Here is a 15951-nt window from a genome sequence, read left to right as displayed (position 1 = left end):
GGCGTGGGGACGTGCGAGGCTGCGCATCCACGCTAGACCCGCCCTCGGAACGGACGCTGAGCCGCGTGCCGACGCGGTCGAAGCGGCCGGGCGCGCCTAGCCTGCCGAGGTGACTGCGCCCGGCAACCCGAACGACCGCTACGGATCCGATGTGCTCTCGGGCGACTGGCGCTCCGCCGGCCGGGCGAAGCCGAAGCAGGTGCCGGCCGAGCGCGGCCTCGTGCTCGAGCTCGCCGACTCCGGTTTCGTCGGCGCACTGGTGCGGATGCAGGGCCGCACGGTCGAGCTCGAGGACCGCCACGGCAAGGTGCGCGTCTTCCCGGTCGGCAGCGCCTTCCTCGTCGACGGGGCGCCGATCGTGCTCGTGCCCGCGGCGAGGAAGCCGCAGGCCGCGACGGCGATCCGCACCGCATCCGGCTCCGTCGCTGCGACCAGCCCGCAGCCCGCGCGCGTCGCCCGCGCCAGCCGCATCTTCGTCGAGGGCCGGCATGACGCCGAGCTCGTCGAGAAGGTCTGGGGCGCCGATCTGCGCGGCGAGGGCGTCGTGGTCGAGTACCTCGAAGGCGTCGACCATCTGGCCGAGGTGCTGCGCGAGTTCCGCCCGGGTCCTGGCCGCCGCGTCGGCGTGCTCGTCGACCACCTCGTCGCCGGGTCGAAGGAGAGCCGCATCACCCAGGGGCTGCAGAGCGAGCACGTGCTCATCGTCGGGCACCCCTACATCGACGTCTGGCAGTCGGTGAAGCCGGCCCGCCTCGGCATCGACGCCTGGCCGACCATCCCGCGGAACGTCGAGTGGAAGCACGGCATCTGCGCCGCCTTCGGCTGGCCGCACGACGACCAGGCCGACATCGCGGCCGCCTGGCAGCGCATCCTCGCGCGGGTGCGCAGCTATCAGGACCTGGAGCCGGCGCTGCTCGGACGCGTCGAGGAGCTGATCGACTTCGCCACCCGCGACTGAGCCCGCTCGTCGGCACCCGGCCAGCGGCCGAGCAGCACGACGGCGAGGGTCAGCATGAGCGAGCCCATGACGGCGAAGGGGAAGTCGAGGAACCACTCCATCACCGCGTAGGCCGGCACGAAGGTCGCGACGGCGGCGATCACGACGATCGGCAGCGGGGGAGTGGACGTGATCTCGCGGGGCGCCTCCCAGCGCCCGACGAGGAAGGACAGCCCGAACAGCGCGACCAGCACCACGAGGTAGAGCACCGGGCGGCTCCACCACCAGGCGCCGGTTCCGGGCTGCGGGCTCGCCCCGGGGATGAGCAGCAGGATGCCCGACAGGATGATGATGAGCGGCAGGTGCCAGAGGTAGATCGTCATCAGACGGGTGCCGACCAGGAAGACGACCGCCTTCGCGCCGCGCGTGCGCATGAGCGCCGCGAGCGCCGGGCGCAGCAGCCGCAGCACGCAGGCCTGGCCGAGGCCGAGCGCGATCAGCGGCAGGGTCGGCGGATTGAGGTTCGTGAGCATGTCGTCGGCGTACGGGCCCCACGCGGTCAGCGGCCAGAGCGTCGCGTAGGCGACGGCGGCGATCGCCACCAGCTGCCACCAGCGCCGCGCGGCGAACCAGCCGTCGGCGTAGAAGAAGCCGATCTGCTGCACCAGCAGCCAGACGAAGAAGAGGTTGAGCGTGCCGACGATGTCGACGCCGGTGGAGTAGCGCACCGCATCCACCACCACCGCCCCCGCGAACAGCGCCAGCACCGTGCGCTTCGGCGCCGCCGCGTGCAGCCGCACCATGATGGGCACCATCGCCTGGCACAGCGCGTAGGCGGCGATGAACCACAGCGGGGCTCCGGCGCCGATCGCGACGACGCTGAGCAGCTCAGGATCGATGCCGATCAGCTGCGCGCCGCCGAGCACGACCACATAGAACAGGAACAGCGGCAGGGCCGGCTGGGCGAGGCGCAGCACGCGGTTGCGCACGTACTCGGCCGCGCCGCCGCCCCGACGGCGCAGGCTGCGCCACGCGGTCAGGCTGGCGAAACCGCCGACCACGAAGAACAGCGGCATGATCTGGCCGGCCCAGGTGACGCCCGCGAACCAGTCCTGCCTCTCGAGCGGACGCGAGATCGACAGCGCCCCCGTGTCGTCGCGGCCGACGCCGACCATGAGCAGGTGGATGACGACCACGAGCAGCACGCAGAAGACCCGGGCGATGTCGAGGGTGAGGTCGCGCTTCGACAGATCGATCGCTGAGGATTTCGCGGCTGCGTCGGTCACTCCGCCACCCTAGGACGGCGATCGCCGCTGCGGGATCGGGGCGGGCCGGGTGCATCCGATTCCGATGTCGGAATGGCCGGTCAGGGTTCTGCCAGGCGAGGCGGTGCATGATTGACGTCGGTTCTCTCCGCTCCGGTGCCGTATCCGCATCGTGCGGGCGGGAGGGAACCCACCCGAGACGCCGCGACGGCGTCCACCCGCCAGACGGGGACGCACGAGCGCGCCCGATTCCGGCGTGCCCGACCTGCCCCGCCTGAAACGAGAGCCATCGCGTGAGTCAGCCCCGCCGTTCCGCCCATCGTGCCGCCCCCGCCGACCGCCGTCGCGGCGCGGTCGCGGCGACACCGGTGCCGGACGTGCGGCTGAGCGGATTCCTGCGCCTGCGCCGGCCGCTCGTCGCGATGAGCGCGGCGCTGTTCTCGCTCTCGCTGATCGCGGTGCACGAGGCCCCGGCCGCCGCCGACGCGGTCGTCGCCGCCGACCCGGTGCGCCAGGCCGCCGCGCGGGCCTCGGTCGCGGCGAGCCTGCCGACCGCGCTGCAGGTCTCGTCGGCGGTCGACGCCGAGGCGACCCAGCGTGACGGCTACGGCGTCGAGCAGCTCGACCAGGTGTCGTGGCCGCTCGACCCGGCGACCAAGATCTCCAGCTACTTCGGCCCCCGCCCGGCGCCCTGCGCCGTCTGCTCGTCGAACCACCACGGCATCGACTGGGTGCCCGGCATGGGCACCCCGATCATGGCGATCGCCGACGGCGTCGTCAGCGAGTCGGGCACCGGCGGCGAGCTCGGCTGGCACGTGACGGTCAAGCACACCTTCCGCTCCGGTGAGGTCGTCGAGAGCGTCTACGGACACATGCTCGCCGGCTCGATGAACCTGAAGAAGGGCGACGTGATCTCGCGCGGGCAGATCCTCGGCGCCGTCGGCAGCACCGGGGCGAGCACGGGCGCGCACCTGCACTTCGGCATCCTCGTCGGCGGCAAGGCCATCGAGCCGCTCGCGTGGATGCGCGCGCACGTCGACGCGTGATCCCGCTCTCGCGCGTCATCCACAGGGAGCGCGCGCTCGGCGGGCCCGCCGAGCGGCCGACGGGTAGCGTGGTCGGGTGAGCGCCCCCGTCATCCGACCGATCACCGCCGCCGACCTGCCCGCGATCGTGAGGATCAACGACGCTGCCTACCCGGCCGTGCCGATCACCGGCGCCGACGAGATGCAGCGGCTCATCGACCACGCCGCCTACGCGGTCGCGGTGGATGCCGAGGGCGACGTCGTCGGCTTCCTGCTGGCGATGGAGCCGGGCCGCGACTACGACAGCGAGAACTACCGCTGGTTCGCCGAGCGCTCGGAGAGCTTCCTCTACGTCGACCGCATCGTGCTCGACCCGAGCCTGCGCGGCCAGGGCGTCGGCCGTCGACTCTACGAGGCCGTCTTCGACCGCGCGCGTCTCGCCGGCTTCGGCGAGGTCGACTGCGAGGTCAACGTCGAGCCGCCGAACCCGGGCTCGCTCGCCTTCCACGCCCGTATGGGCTTCGAGGAGGTCGGGCGCCAGTCGACCAAGGGCGGGCAGTTCGTGGTCTCCCTGCTCGCCGCCCCGGTCGACTGACGGTCTGGCATCACCCCGCTGACGTCGCCGCGGCAGCTTCGACGCTGAGGAAGTCGCGCACGCTCGCGGGCTCGCGCTCGAGCAGCTCGGCGAGCAGCGGATCGGTGCCGGCGAAGAGCCCGGCGCCCGCGGCCTGGTACATGCCGAGCAGGAAGCGGGCCATCGGCTCGGGCTGACCGTCGGCGACGCGCTGCGCGACCCAGTCCTCCTCGGAGAGCACGGTGCTCGTGATCTCGCGACCCGTGACGTCGCTCGCGACCGCCGCGATCTCGGCGAAGCTCGGGGCGGCGCTCGCCGTGAGCGTGACGGGGCCGTCGAAGGCCCTGCTGCCGGCGGCGCGTCCGGCGAGCAGGATGCGGGCGGCCGCCTCCGCCTCGTCGTCGCGCGAGGTCCACGACACCGGTCCGTCGGCGGGCACCGCGATCACGCCGGACTGCTGCCACGGGCCGAGCAGCCAGGTGAGGCTGTGCAGGTAGAAGCCGTTGCGCAGCGAGGTCCAGGCGAGACCCGAGTCGGCGAGCAGCCGCTCGGTCGCGTGGTGGTGCTGGGCGGGGAAGAAGGGCGATGCCGGCGCGGCGCCCTGGTGGCTCGTGTAGAGCACCCGGCCGACCCCCGCATCCACTGCGGCATCGATCGCGGTGCGGTGCAGGGCGACGGCGTCGGCGTGCGGGTCGCTGCTCGAGACGAGCAGCAGCTGCTCGGCGTCGGCGAAGGCGGCGGGCAGCGTCGCGGGTCGGGCGTAGTCGCCCTCGCGCACCTCGACGCCGAGCTCGGCGAAGCGCTGCGCGGTCGTGACGTCGCGGGCGACGACCGCGATCTCGCTCGCGGGCAGCTCGGCGAGCAGGTGGTCGACGGTCGCGCCGCCGAAGGCGCCGGTGGCGCCGGTGATGACGATCATGGAAACTCCGTTATCGATGGATCGTGAATGCGTTAGCGAAGGTAACATAAGCGCTATCGCTTTCGCGTTATCGTTGATTCATGCCCGATCGCCCCGCTGCCCGCGACGACGTGCGCTCACGCATCGTCGACGTCGCCCTCGCCCTGCTGCGCGACGAGGGAGCATCCGCCGTCACCACCCGCGCCGTCGCCGACCGGGCCGGGGTGCAGGCGCCGACGATCTATCGCCAGTTCGGCGACAAAGACGGCCTGCTGGATGCGGTGGTCGAGCAGGTCATGGCCACCTACGTCGCCGCGAAGACCGAGATCGTCGCCGCCGCGACCGAAGCCGAGGTCGACCCGGTCGACGAGCTGCGCGAGGCCTGGGACGCCCAGATCGCCTTCGGTCTCGCGAACCCGAGCCTGTTCGGCCTCGTGACCGACCCGGAGCGTGCCCGCCGCTCGCCGGCCGCCCGCTCGGGCGTGCACGTGCTGCGCGCGCGCGTCCACCGCGTGGCCCTGGCCGGACGCCTCCGTGTCGCCGAAGAGCGGGCGGTCGGCATGATCCAGGCAGCCGGCGTCGGCGCGGTGCTGGCGATGCTCTCCCGCGACCCCGACGACCGCGACCCCGGCCTCGCGGAGGCGCTCGCCGACGCGCTGTTCGAGCGGATCATCGGCGATGCCCCGGCGCAGGCCGACCGCGCGTCGACGCTCGTCGCCTTCCGTGCCGTCGTGCCGGAGCTGCCCGGCGTGACCGCGGGGGAGCGCGCCGTGCTGCTCGAGTGGGTCGACCGGGCGATCGCCGAGAGCTGACCGGTCGTCGCGGGTGCGCAGGCCGGCGGCTCGAGCGGATGCGCGTTCCGGCTCGCCGGGAGAGCGGGCGTGCGCCCTGAGCGGACACCCACCGGCATCTCCGGCGGCCGGGGTTAGCCTGGCACCGTGCTCCAGCAGCAGGTGAGTCTCGTGCGCGGCATCGCCGCGTTCCTCGGCCTGCTCGTCGACGGCGCCGCCGACCTGCTCGGGCTCTCGCTGGCCCTGCTGGTCGTGCTCTCGCTGGCCGGCGCGGTCGTCGTGGCCGCGCTCGTGCTGCTGCGCGTCGTCGGCACGCACCGCGCCCCGCCGCGCGGAGCCGCGCGCCCACGGCGACCGCAGCTGCTGCTCGCGCCGGCCTCCTCGCATCCGGATGCGCGGGGTCACGCGCGCCCGCGGGCTCCCGGCGCGCTCCTGCCGGCCGTCTAGCCCGCCTCTCCCGTCGACTCCGCCGATCGCGGCGCCTCCGCGCGCCCGATCGCCGTGCGCGCAGCGTCGCGCTCGTCGTCGGCGACGGCTCGGGCTGTGGACGGCCACACGCCGTCATCGACCTCATCCCGGCAGGAGCCGTCTTCCATGAACCCCTTCGACATCCCCGTCGTCGCCGCGCTGCTCGCGGCGGCGTCGAACGCCCTCAACGCCCTCGGCGGCGTCGTCACCCCCGCGATCGCGATCGTCATCGTGACCGTGCTCATCCGTCTCGTGCTCGTGCCCGTCAACGCCCGGGTCGTGCGCGCCGAGGGGCACCGTCGGCGCATCGCGCCGCTGCTCGCCGCCCTGCGCAAGCGCCACGCCAAGAACCCCGAGAAGCTGCAGGCGGCGACGCTCGAGCTCTACCAGCAGGAGAAGGTCTCGCCCTTCGCCGGCATGCTGCCCGCCCTCGCGCAGGCGCCCGTGCTCGGGCTCGTCTACGGCGTCTTCACACATCCCGAGATCGCCGGCGCGACGAACCCGCTGTTCTCGGCGACGCTCGGGGGCGCGCCACTCGGCGAGCACCCGCTCGACGCGCTGCTGCGTCTCGACCCGTCGGCGTGGGTCGGTGTCGCCGTGCTCGCGGTCATCGCGGTGGTGGCCTGGTTCCATCGCCGCAGCGCGCAGCGGCTCGCGATCGACCCGACCGCCGCGAACAGCACCCTCGCGCGAGTGCTGAGCTGGATGCCGTTCATCACGGTCGTGTTCGCCGCCATCGTGCCGCTTGCCGCCGCGCTCTATCTCGCCGTGTCGACCGCCTGGACGCTGGGGGAGCGGGCCGTGCTGCGCCGCGTGATCTGGCCGCGGCTCGGGGTCTCGACCGCCGCGCTGCCGGCCGCGGGCTGACCTCCGAGGCGTCGGCAGTCGTGTCGACCCGCGCATCCCCTCTCCGCCGCGACCGGCGGCGTCTCGCTTCGGGTTCGAGACGCCGCCGGCCCGGAGGTGCGGGGCGGGTCAGTGCCCGCCGCCGCCATAGGCGCCGCGCTGCTCGAGACGCTCGAGGTGGGCGGCGAGCGCGAAGTGCTCGTCGACGTCGCCGCGCTCACCCGTCGCGGCCAGGTGCGCGGCCCACTCGCCGAGCACGGGCGCGAACTTGAAGCCGTGGCCCGAGAGTCCGGTCACGATCGCGACGCGTCCGCTGTCGCTGAGATCGACGACGGGGGTGCGGTCGGGTGTGTAAGCGCAGTGATGCACGCTCGAGCGCACCGGCTCGGGGTTGAGCGCCGGGAAGAACTCCTGCGCCTGCTGGCCGATCTTCACCAGCTCGGCGCGCGTGTAGGCGGTCGGCACCTCGGACACGTCGCGGGCGACCGGCCAGGTCGGATTGCTGCACGCCTTGACCGAGTAGCCGTCGAGCGTCGGCACGCCGAAGAAGTGCACCGGCCCGACATCGCGCAGGAACGCCGGGAAGCGCTCGGGAAGGAAGGCGTCGATCCGCTGGGGCAGGAACCAGGTCAGCCCGAGCACCTGCAGGCGCAGCAGATCGTGCAGCCGGGTGTCGAGCCGAGTCGACCAGGAGCCGGACGCGACGATCACCGCATCCGCGCGGATCGCCTCGGCGGGAGTGCGCACGACGACCCCGCCGGGCTCCTCCTCGATCGCGAGCACCGGGCTGTTGAAGCGCAGCTCGGCACCCGCGCGCTCGGCGAGCTCGAGCGCCGACAGCAGGGCGACCTCCGAGCGGATGCCGCCGCCGTGGTGGTCGAGCACGCCCACGTCGCCGTCGTGCACGGCGTGCTGCGGGTACGCCCGTCGCAGCTCATCGGTGTCGTAGAGGGTGTGCGGCAGGGAGTACTCGCGCACGGTGTCGAGCGTGGTGCGCATCTCGATGCGGTCGGCCTGCGCGATCGACAGGGCTCCGACCTCGAGGTAGAGCTCACGGCCCGAGGCGCTCTCGAGCTCGCGCCAGAGCTGGCGTGACTCCTGCAGCATCGGCACGTAGCGTCCGCCCTCGTGATAGGCGGTGCGGAAGACCCGCGACTCGCCGGCGTAGGAGCCGTGCTCGTGCACCCGGCCGTATTGCTCGACGCCGATCACCTCGACGTCGGGGCGATCGCTCAGACGCCAGGCCGCCATGGCTCCGACGGCGCCGAGTCCGACGATGACGATGCGCTTCTTCGCGGTCGTGCTCATGCGGGAGTCCTTGTCTGGTCGGGGAAGGGAGTGGATGGGAGGTGCGGGCCGGAGACGCCGAGCGGCTCAGGCGCGGGGCTCAGACGAGCGCCGGAGCGTCCCAGAGCGGCAGCTCGACGCCGATGTCGCGCGCGACGGCGTTGCGGTAGACGACCGTGCCCCAGGCGACGTCTTCGACGGGCATGCCGCCGACGGAATACAGGAAGATCTCGTCGTCGTCGGTGCGCCCGGGGGCGGCCCCGCTCATGATCGAGGGCAGGTTCTCGAGCCGCTCCGGGGCGACCGCGCCCTCGCGGATCCGGTCGAGCAGGTACATGCCGTGCAGCCCGATGTGCTCGTGGGCGGGATGCGGCACCTCCTCGCTCCAGGCCTCGTAGAGCCCGCGGAAGTCGGCGACGTGCCGGGCGCCGTGCAGCAGCCCCTCGTCGAGCATGATGTCGGCCGGCAGGCTGACGAGCGCGCCGGGCTTGATCCACTCGCGTTCGATGCGCACGTAGTTGTGCGATCCCGTCGGCGTGGTCGGCGCGATCGTGACCAGGTCGCTGTCGCGCACCGCCGCCTCCACGCCGTCGACGACCGTGACCGAGGTGAACTGCGGCAGCGCCTCGCGCACCCAGTCGACGAAGGAGTCGACGCCGGCGCGGCTGCGTCCGGCGATCGTGAGCGTGTCGAGGCCGGGGCGCACGGCGGCGAAGGCCTCGAGCGTGGTGCGGTTCATCACGCCGGGCGCCACGATGCCGACGCTGCGCGCGTCCTCGCGAGCCAGGTGCCGGGCGCCGACGCCGGGGATCGCGCCGGTGCGGTAGGCGCTGAGCAGGTTCGCCGACATGAAGGCGAGCGGGGCGCCGGTGTCCTTGTCGCTGAGCGTGAACATGAGGATCGAGCGGGGCAGGCCGCGCTCGCGGTTGGCGAGGTTCGAGCCGTACCACTTGCATCCTGCGGTCTGGAACGAGCCGCCGAGGTAGGCGGGCATCGCCATCATGCGGCGGTGCGGTCCGTCGAGGGGCATCCCGTCGTGCTCCGACGCGGCGGGGAAGGTCACCATCGAGCCGTGCGAGTTGCCCTCCGGCCCGCCCATCCGGTAGTCACCGGCGTCGACCAGGCGCAGGGTCTCCTCCATCGCGTCGACGCAGGCCGCCATGTCGGTGACCCCGGCGGCGATCATGTCGGGCTCCGACAGGTAGCGGAACGAGATGCGGGTGCCGTCGTCGGTCATGCGAGCACGCTAGGCACGCGGGCGGTCGCGGGCAAGCATTTCGAGCACGTGCTCATTAACGCGTGCCGGGATGGACACGCTTCGTGCGCCCGCGTCCAGGCGAGGCCGCGGGTTAGGGTCGTGACATGGCGTCAGCTCTGCCGACGGTGTCGATCGTCATCCCGGCGTACAACGAAGAGGCGACGATCGCCGACTGCGTCGCGGCGGCGCTCGAGCAGACCTCGCCCGCGCACGAGATCCTCGTGATCGACAACCTCTCCACCGATCGCACCGTCGCGATCGTCGAGGCGCTGCAGCGCACGCATCCCGACGCCCCCATCCGGCTGCTGCGGCAGGACCAGGCGCAGGGCCTCATCCCCACCCGCGACTTCGGCCTCGACGCCGCGACCGGCGAGGTGCTCGCCCGCATCGACGCCGACTCGGTGCTCGAACCCGACTGGATCGCCCAGGCGCAGCGCATCTTCAGCGACGAGACGGTCGGCGCCGCCACCGGCCCCGTCGCCTACTACGACATGCCGTTGCGCCGCTTCGGGCAGCGCACCGACGACCGGCTGCGGCGCGCGATCCTCCGACTCGCCAAGGAGTACCACTTTCTCTTCGGCAGCAACATGGCGCTGCGAGCGAGCGCCTGGCGCGACATCCGCGGCGTCGTCTGCCGCGATGAGGCCGACGAGTTCCACGAGGACATCGACCTCTCGATCCACCTCTTCGAGCGCGGCCACCGCGTCGTCTACGACTCGGATCTGGTCGCCGGGATGAGCGCCCGCCGACTCGACGACAACCCGCGGCAGTACTACCACTACGTCGGGCGCTGGGAGCGCACCTACGCCGCCCACGCGATCCGCAACCCCGCCCTCCGCGCGCCGATGGTCGTGTTCGCGACGATCTACCCGCTCGTCAAGGGGCTGCGCGACGTGCACCAGCGCACCGAGAAGCTGCGGCGGATGACGGCGCAGCTCACCGAGGCCGCCGCGGCCGGCGGGGCCGGGCGCATCCGCGAGGACTGACGCGGCGCTAGACTTCCGCTCTAGAACACGGGAGTCCGGTGAGCCGGGCTGAGAGGAAGCTTCTCCAAGCTTCGACCGTCGAACCTGATCCGGATCATGCCGGCGCAGGGAGGCATCTCACGGGTCCGGCGCCGCCGCCCCCATCCCGTGCCCACCATTCCTGGAAGGGGCACGTCAGTGACCGCATCATCCACCTCCACCCCGCCCGTCCCCGGTGGCGCGTCCGCGCGTCCGAAGCGCCGCATCGTCTGGCGCTGGCGCGTCGTCGACATCGTCGTCGCGGCCGTGCTCGGCGTCGCGCTCGGCTTCGTGTTCCTCGCCTGGAACGTCGGCTACACCGCGCCGAAGACCCTGATCGAGCCGCTGCTGCCCGGTCTGCAGGGTCTGCTCAACGGGCCGTGGCTGCTCGCCGGCGTGATCGGCGGTCTCGTGATCCGCAAGCCGGGAGCCGCGATCTTCACCGAGGTCGTCGCCGCGGTGGTCTCGGCGCTCGTCGGCAACCAGTGGGGCGGGCTCCCCACGATCGAGGCCGGCCTCGTGCAGGGGCTCGGCGCCGAGCTCGTGCTGCTCGTCTTCCTCTACTCGGGTCGCCTCCCCGTCGCGATCCTCGCCGGCGCCGGCGCCGGTGTCGCCGGGGCGATCAACGACCTCGTCTTCTACTACGCGGGATCGGGAGCGCCGTTCTCGATCAGCTACGTCGTCTCGTCGATCGTGTCGGGCGCCGTGCTCGCCGGACTGCTCGGGTGGATCATCACCCGCGCGCTCGCCGCGACCGGAGTGCTGAACCGCTTCGCCGCGGGCCGCGAGCTGCGCGCCGAGGTCTGACCGTGGCCGATCCGCTCGTCGCCGCGACCGGCTGGGGCTGGCGGCACGCCGGCCGCCGCGCCGCGGCGGTGAGCGGCCTCGACCTGCGCATCGACGCGGGCGAGCGCGTGCTGCTGCTCGGGCCCTCGGGCGCCGGCAAATCGACCCTGCTCGCGGCGCTCGCGGGCGTGCTCGGCGGCGACGAAGACGGCCAGGCCGCGGGCGAGCTGCTTCTCGCCGGGCGTCGGCCGCTGGAGGCGCGCGGAGTCGCCGGGCTCGTGCTGCAGGATCCCGACGCGCAGATGATCATGGCGCGCGCCGGCGACGACACCGCCTTCGGCCCCGAGAACCTGGCGCTGCCGCGCGAGGAGATCTGGCGGCGCGTCGCCCAGGCGCAGCGCGCCGTCGGGCTCCATCTCGACGCCGCGCGCGAGACCCATCGGCTCTCGGGCGGGCAGAAGCAGCGGCTCGCGCTCGCCGGCGTGCTCGCGATGCGCCCCGAGCTGCTGCTGCTCGACGAGCCGACCGCGAACCTGGACCCCGAGGGCGCGATCGAGGTGCGGGATGCGGTGGCCGCCGTGCTGCGCGAGACCGGTGCGACGGCCGTGATCGTCGAGCATCGGGTCGAGCTGTGGTGGCAGCTGGCGACGCGGGTCGTCGTGCTCGATCCCGCCGGTGGACTCATCGCCGACACCACGCCCGAGCGGGCGGCGGGAGAGCTCGCGGCCGAGCTGTCCGCGCGCGGGGTGCGGCTTCCCGGGCAGCGGCTCGCGGCGGAGTCCGCTGAACGGGCCGCGCGAGAGATGCCGGGGGATGCGGACGGTCGCGCCCCGTCCCACGACGCCGGCCGCTCAGCCGCGCTGCTCAGCGCTCGCGGGCTCGCCGTCGCCCGCCAGCGCGGCACGACCGTTCAGGCGGGGATCGACGTCGATCTCGCGGCGGGCGAGGTGCTCGCGATCACCGGACCGAACGGCGCCGGCAAGTCGACCCTCGCGCTCACGCTCGCCGGACTGCTGCCGCCGGAGGGCGGCGACCTGCTGGCGCATCCCGACCTCGCCGACGGGGCCGCGGCCGCGCCGTGGCGCTGGCGCTCCCGGCAGCTGCTCACCCGCATCGGCGCCGTGTTCCAGAATCCCGAGCATCAGTTCCTCGGCTCGACGGTGCGCGCCGAGCTCGCGATCGGACCGACCGAGCTCCGCCTGCCGCGCGCCGAGATCGACGCCCGCGTCGGCGAGCTGCTCGAGCGGCTCCACCTGGCGGCGCTCGCCGGGGCGAGTCCGTTCAGCCTCTCCGGCGGGCAGAAGCGCCGGCTCTCGGTCGCGACGGCGCTCGCGACGCGACCCCGCATCCTCGTGCTCGACGAGCCGACCTTCGGCCAGGATGCGACGGGCTGGCGCGAGCTCGTGGCCCTGCTCGACGAGGTGCGCGCGTCGGGCAGCGCCGTGGTCGCGGTGACCCACGATCGCGAGCTGATCGCGACGCTCGGCGCGCGCGAGCTGCGGCTCGACGGCGGGGTGGATGCGGTGCAGACCGCCGCGACGGGAGCTCGTTCGTGACCGCCCCCGTCCTGCCCCGGAGCGCGCGTCCGGCCGCGGGCATCCGCTCGCTGCCTGCGCGGGTCGCCGCCGCGAATCCGGTCGCCCGGCTGATCGCCTCGGCTCCGATCGTCGCGGGCCTCGTGCTCACAATCGACCCCGTGTCGGCCGGCGTCGCCCTGGTGCTGGAGCTGCTGCTGATGCCGCTGACCGGCATCGGCTGGCGCCGGTTCTGGAAGGCCACCGCGATCGTCTGGGTGCTCGCGCCGCTCGGAGCCGTGACGATCCTGCTCTACGGCCAGGCGTCGGGCGCCGTGTACTTCTCCTGGGCTCTCGTGCACGTGACCGAGGGGTCGGTCGCGCTCGCGATCGCGTCGGTGCTGCGTGTGCTGGCGATCGCGCTGCCCGCGATCGTGCTGTTCGCCGGCGTCGACCCGACCGATCTCGCCGACGGCCTCGGGCAGATCCTGCGGCTGCCGCAGCGCTTCGTGATCGGCGCGCTCGCGGGACTCCGGATGCTCGCTCTGCTCGGCGACGACTGGCGCGCGATCACGCTCGCCCGCCGCGCGCGCGGACTCGGTGATCGTCGAGGCCCGGGCGCGCTGCTGCGGCAGTGCTTCGGGCTGCTCGTGCTGGCCCTGCGCCGCGGCGGTCTGCTCGCGACCGCGATGGAGGCGCGCGGCTTCGGCGGCGACGTCCGGCGCACCTGGGCGCGCCCGTCGCGCTTCGGCCGGATCGACGCGGCGCTCATCGGCGTCGGGGTCGTCATCGCCGCGATCGCGGTGACGGCATCCGTGCTGACCGGATCGTGGAGGTTCATCGGTGGCTGATCCGCGCCGTGTCGAGCCGGCGTCCGCCGGCGAGCTGCTCGATCTCGTCGTCGACCGGGTGCGGAGCCTGCCCTCGACGCCCCATCCGCAGGGGGTGGTCGTGCTGGTGGACGGGCGCTCGGGCGCCGGCAAGACGAGCTTCGGCCGCGATCTCGCGCCGCGGCTCGGGGCGCGCCTGCTCAGCCTCGACGCGCTCTACCCCGGCTGGGACGGGCTCGAGGCGGGAAGCCGGGCCGTGCACGAGACCGTGCTGTCTGCGATCGATCCGGGCTACACGAGCTGGGACTGGGATGCCGACCGCGCGGGGGAGTGGCATCCGCTGCTGCCGGTCGGCCCCGACGGCGAGCGGGGTCCGCTCGTGATCGAGGGCTGCGGTGCGCTGAGCCGCGCGAACCGCGCGCTCGCCGACCTCGGCATCTGGATCGACCTCGACGACGCCGAGCGCCGGCGTCGGGCGATCGGGCGCGACGGGGAGACCTATGCCCCGCACTGGGAGCGCTGGGCGCGTCAGGAGGAGGCGTTCGCCGCGCGGGAGCGACCGCGCGAGCTCGCCGATCTGGTGATCGTCGGCGGCTACCCGCCGGTCGTGCGCTGACCCATCCGCGGCCGGCACCCGTGCTGAGCTGAGCATGCCCGCCGCATCCGAAACGATTTCGGCGCGGCCGTGCGCGATCCCGCCCCGATGCGGCAGGGTGGAAGGGCCGCGTGACCACACGATGACGTGACCCCGCACGAGAGGATGCCGCATGGCCCAGCCCGACACCCGATCCGACGCCGCTCCGCTCGGCCTCGACCCCGACTGGTGGCGTCAGGCCGTCGTCTATCAGGTGTATCCGCGCAGCTTCGCGGACGCCGACGGCGACGGGATCGGCGACCTGCCGGGCGTCACGAGTCGCGTGAGCTACCTGCGCGACCTCGGCGTGGACGCGGTCTGGCTGAGCCCGTTCTACCCCTCGGCGCTCGCCGACGGCGGCTACGACGTCGACGACTACCGCGACGTCGACCCGCGCCTGGGGACCCTCGCCGACTTCGACGCGATGGTCGTGGCGCTGCACGGCGCCGGCATCCGCGTGATCGTCGACATCGTGCCGAACCACAGCTCGAACCGGCACGTCTGGTTCCAGGAGGCCCTCGCCTCGCCGAAGGGCTCGCACGCCCGCTCGCGCTACGTCTTCCGCGACGGACTCGGCGAGAACGGCGAGGTGCCGCCCTCGGACTGGCAGTCGGTGTTCGGCGGATCCGCGTGGGAGCCGGTCGGCGACGGCCAGTGGTACCTGCACATCTTCGCCACCGAGCAGCCCGACCTGAACTGGGCGCTGCCGGAGGTGCGCGAGGACTTCCTCACGACGCTGCGCTTCTGGAGCGACCGCGGCGTCGACGGCTTCCGGGTGGACGTCGCGCACGGCCTCGCGAAGGATCTGCCGCCGGTGCTGCCGAGCGCCGCCGAGCTGGCCGAGATCGCGAAGCGCGAAGACGGCAGCCACGCCCTCTGGGATCGCGACGAGCTCGAGGAGATCTACGCCGACTGGCGCCGCGTCTTCGCCGAGTACACGCCGCCGCGCATCGCCGTCGCCGAGGCCTGGGTGCCGGCATCCCGGCGTGCCCGCTACGCGACGGCGCTCGGCCAGGCCTTCAACTTCGACCTGCTCGAGGCCGACTTCGACGCGGACCAGTTCCGGCAGATCATCTCCTTCAACCTCGCGCAGTCGGCGTCGAGCGGATCCAGCAGCACCTGGGTGCTCTCGAACCACGACGTCGTGCGCCACGCGACCCGCTACGGCCTGCCGCCGCGCGGCACCGGCGAGGGCGCCGACACCCTCAAGGGCGGCACCGCCTGGCTGCTCTCCGGTGGGGAGGAGCCGCCGCTCGACGCGCTCGGCGGACTGCGCAGGGCCCGCGCCGCGACCCTGCTGCTGCTCGGCCTGCCCGGCTCGGCCTATCTCTACGAGGGCGAGGAGCTGGGCCTGCACGAGGTCGCCGACATCCCCGCCGATCAGCGTCAGGATCCGACCTTCTTCCGCACGAACGGCGGCGAGATCGGCCGCGACGGATGCCGGGTGCCGATCCCGTGGACGATCAGCGGCCCGTCGTTCGGCTTCGGCTCCGCCGGCGCTCACCTGCCGCAGCCGGCCTGGTTCGGCGCGAGCTCGGTCGAGGCCGAGGCGGGCGTGCCCGGATCGACGCTCGAGCTCTACCGCAGCGCCCTCGCGCTGCGGCGTCAGCTGCAGGGCGACGAGACCCTCGACTGGGTCGAGCTCGGCGACCCGGATGCGGTGCTCGCCTTCCGCCGTCCCGGCAGCTGGCTGGTCGTGACGAACCTGGGCGAGACGAGCATCCCGCTGCCCGAAGGGGAGCTGCTGCTCTCGAGCGAGGCGTTATTCAGTGCGGAGCTGCCGCCGGCGACGACCGCCTGGATCCGCGTCTCCGGCTGAGTCGTCTCACCGGCC

The 15951-nt window shown here is 73.3% G+C and carries 16 protein-coding genes and 1 riboswitch; of the genes, 12 read left to right on the top strand and 4 right to left on the bottom strand.

Annotated features, from left to right (window positions below; genetic code table 11):
- Nucleotides 1-109 precede the first annotated feature (109 nt).
- Nucleotides 110-958 carry a DUF3097 domain-containing protein gene (locus BJ979_RS15715; RefSeq protein WP_179569342.1) on the top strand — a complete coding sequence of 283 codons (849 nt, stop codon included), beginning with the start codon at nt 110-112 and terminating at the stop codon, nt 956-958.
- On the opposite strand, the gene BJ979_RS15710 is transcribed toward BJ979_RS15715, so the two are convergent.
- A complete protein-coding gene (locus BJ979_RS15710) occupies nt 892-2223 on the bottom strand; it encodes an acyltransferase family protein (RefSeq protein WP_179569340.1) in 1332 nt (443 codons plus the stop codon). The two genes, BJ979_RS15715 and BJ979_RS15710, sit on opposite strands and share 67 nt — an antisense overlap.
- 272 nt (nt 2224-2495) lie before the next feature.
- On the opposite strand from BJ979_RS15710, the gene BJ979_RS17985 reads away from it, so the two are divergent.
- Nucleotides 2496-3248, top strand: coding sequence for a M23 family metallopeptidase (locus BJ979_RS17985; RefSeq protein ID WP_179569338.1), 753 nt, complete (start codon nt 2496-2498; stop codon nt 3246-3248).
- A gap of 76 nt (nt 3249-3324) precedes the next feature.
- Nucleotides 3325-3822 carry a GNAT family N-acetyltransferase gene (locus BJ979_RS15700; protein ID WP_343046740.1) on the top strand — a complete coding sequence of 166 codons (498 nt, stop codon included), beginning with the start codon at nt 3325-3327 and terminating at the stop codon, nt 3820-3822.
- 10 nt (nt 3823-3832) lie between these two features.
- On the opposite strand, the gene BJ979_RS15695 is transcribed toward BJ979_RS15700, so the two are convergent.
- Complete coding sequence (locus BJ979_RS15695) at nt 3833-4720, bottom strand: SDR family oxidoreductase (RefSeq protein ID WP_179569336.1); 888 nt, start codon at nt 4718-4720, stop codon at nt 3833-3835.
- A gap of 80 nt (nt 4721-4800) precedes the next feature.
- On the opposite strand from BJ979_RS15695, the gene BJ979_RS15690 reads away from it, so the two are divergent.
- From BJ979_RS15690 to BJ979_RS15680, 3 genes are all read left to right on the top strand, one after another.
- Nucleotides 4801-5511, top strand: coding sequence for a TetR/AcrR family transcriptional regulator (locus BJ979_RS15690; protein ID WP_179569334.1), 711 nt, complete (start codon nt 4801-4803; stop codon nt 5509-5511).
- A gap of 126 nt (nt 5512-5637) precedes the next feature.
- Entirely contained in the window at nt 5638-5937 is a 300-nt protein-coding gene (locus BJ979_RS15685; protein ID WP_179569332.1) for a hypothetical protein, read from the top strand.
- 147 nt (nt 5938-6084) lie between these two features.
- Nucleotides 6085-6825, top strand: a complete 741-nt coding sequence (locus BJ979_RS15680; RefSeq protein ID WP_179569330.1) for a YidC/Oxa1 family membrane protein insertase — start codon at nt 6085-6087, stop codon at nt 6823-6825.
- A gap of 108 nt (nt 6826-6933) precedes the next feature.
- Here the strand turns inward: BJ979_RS15680 and solA are convergent, their stop codons facing one another.
- Nucleotides 6934-8112, bottom strand: a complete 1179-nt coding sequence (solA, locus tag BJ979_RS15675) for an N-methyl-L-tryptophan oxidase (protein ID WP_179569328.1) — start codon at nt 8110-8112, stop codon at nt 6934-6936.
- A gap of 79 nt (nt 8113-8191) precedes the next feature.
- The gene (locus BJ979_RS15670; protein ID WP_179569326.1) at nt 8192-9328 is read right to left on the bottom strand and encodes a tyramine oxidase subunit B; all 1137 of its coding nucleotides are present in this window, start codon (nt 9326-9328) and stop codon (nt 8192-8194) included.
- Between the two features lie 125 nt (nt 9329-9453).
- Here BJ979_RS15670 and BJ979_RS15665 point away from each other — a divergent pair, with 125 nt between their 5' ends.
- The 6 genes from BJ979_RS15665 to BJ979_RS15640 all read left to right on the top strand — a co-directional run bounded on the left by BJ979_RS15665 (nt 9454) and on the right by BJ979_RS15640 (nt 15936).
- A complete protein-coding gene (locus BJ979_RS15665; protein ID WP_179569324.1) occupies nt 9454-10335 on the top strand; it encodes a glycosyltransferase family 2 protein in 882 nt (293 codons plus the stop codon).
- 17 nt (nt 10336-10352) lie between these two features.
- Nucleotides 10353-10463: riboswitch (TPP riboswitch) on the top strand.
- A gap of 49 nt (nt 10464-10512) precedes the next feature.
- Entirely contained in the window at nt 10513-11160 is a 648-nt protein-coding gene (locus BJ979_RS15660) for an ECF transporter S component (protein ID WP_343046739.1), read from the top strand.
- Nucleotides 11161-11162: 2 nt separating this feature from the next.
- Complete coding sequence (locus BJ979_RS15655) at nt 11163-12695, top strand: ABC transporter ATP-binding protein (RefSeq protein ID WP_343046738.1); 1533 nt, start codon at nt 11163-11165, stop codon at nt 12693-12695.
- The gene (locus tag BJ979_RS15650; RefSeq protein WP_343046737.1) at nt 12692-13504 is read left to right on the top strand and encodes an energy-coupling factor transporter transmembrane component T family protein; all 813 of its coding nucleotides are present in this window, start codon (nt 12692-12694) and stop codon (nt 13502-13504) included. Before BJ979_RS15655 ends, BJ979_RS15650 begins: the two co-directional genes overlap by 4 nt.
- Complete coding sequence (locus BJ979_RS15645) at nt 13497-14099, top strand: nucleoside/nucleotide kinase family protein (protein WP_343046736.1); 603 nt, start codon at nt 13497-13499, stop codon at nt 14097-14099. Before BJ979_RS15650 ends, BJ979_RS15645 begins: the two co-directional genes overlap by 8 nt.
- Before the next feature lie 151 nt (nt 14100-14250).
- Entirely contained in the window at nt 14251-15936 is a 1686-nt protein-coding gene (locus BJ979_RS15640; RefSeq protein ID WP_179569320.1) for a glycoside hydrolase family 13 protein, read from the top strand.
- Nucleotides 15937-15951 lie beyond the last annotated feature (15 nt).

The organism is Schumannella luteola (assembly GCF_013408685.1).
Lineage (GTDB): Bacteria > Actinomycetota > Actinomycetes > Actinomycetales > Microbacteriaceae > Schumannella > Schumannella luteola.
The sequence above is the reverse complement of the archived record's forward strand: the minus strand, read 5'-3'. Positions and strand labels throughout refer to the sequence as shown.

What these genes read in the sequence shown, in the direction of transcription:
- BJ979_RS15695 (WP_179569336.1), bottom strand. Translation starts at nt 4,720, where the DNA reads ATGATCGTCATCACCGGCGCCACCGGCGCCTTCGGCGGCGCGACCGTC.
- BJ979_RS15690 (WP_179569334.1), top strand. Translation starts at nt 4,801, where the DNA reads ATGCCCGATCGCCCCGCTGCCCGCGACGACGTGCGCTCACGCATCGTC.
- BJ979_RS15680 (WP_179569330.1), top strand. Translation starts at nt 6,085, where the DNA reads ATGAACCCCTTCGACATCCCCGTCGTCGCCGCGCTGCTCGCGGCGGCG.
- solA (WP_179569328.1), bottom strand. Translation starts at nt 8,112, where the DNA reads ATGAGCACGACCGCGAAGAAGCGCATCGTCATCGTCGGACTCGGCGCC.
- BJ979_RS15670 (WP_179569326.1), bottom strand. Translation starts at nt 9,328, where the DNA reads ATGACCGACGACGGCACCCGCATCTCGTTCCGCTACCTGTCGGAGCCC.
- BJ979_RS15665 (WP_179569324.1), top strand. Translation starts at nt 9,454, where the DNA reads ATGGCGTCAGCTCTGCCGACGGTGTCGATCGTCATCCCGGCGTACAAC.
- BJ979_RS15640 (WP_179569320.1), top strand. Translation starts at nt 14,251, where the DNA reads ATGGCCCAGCCCGACACCCGATCCGACGCCGCTCCGCTCGGCCTCGAC.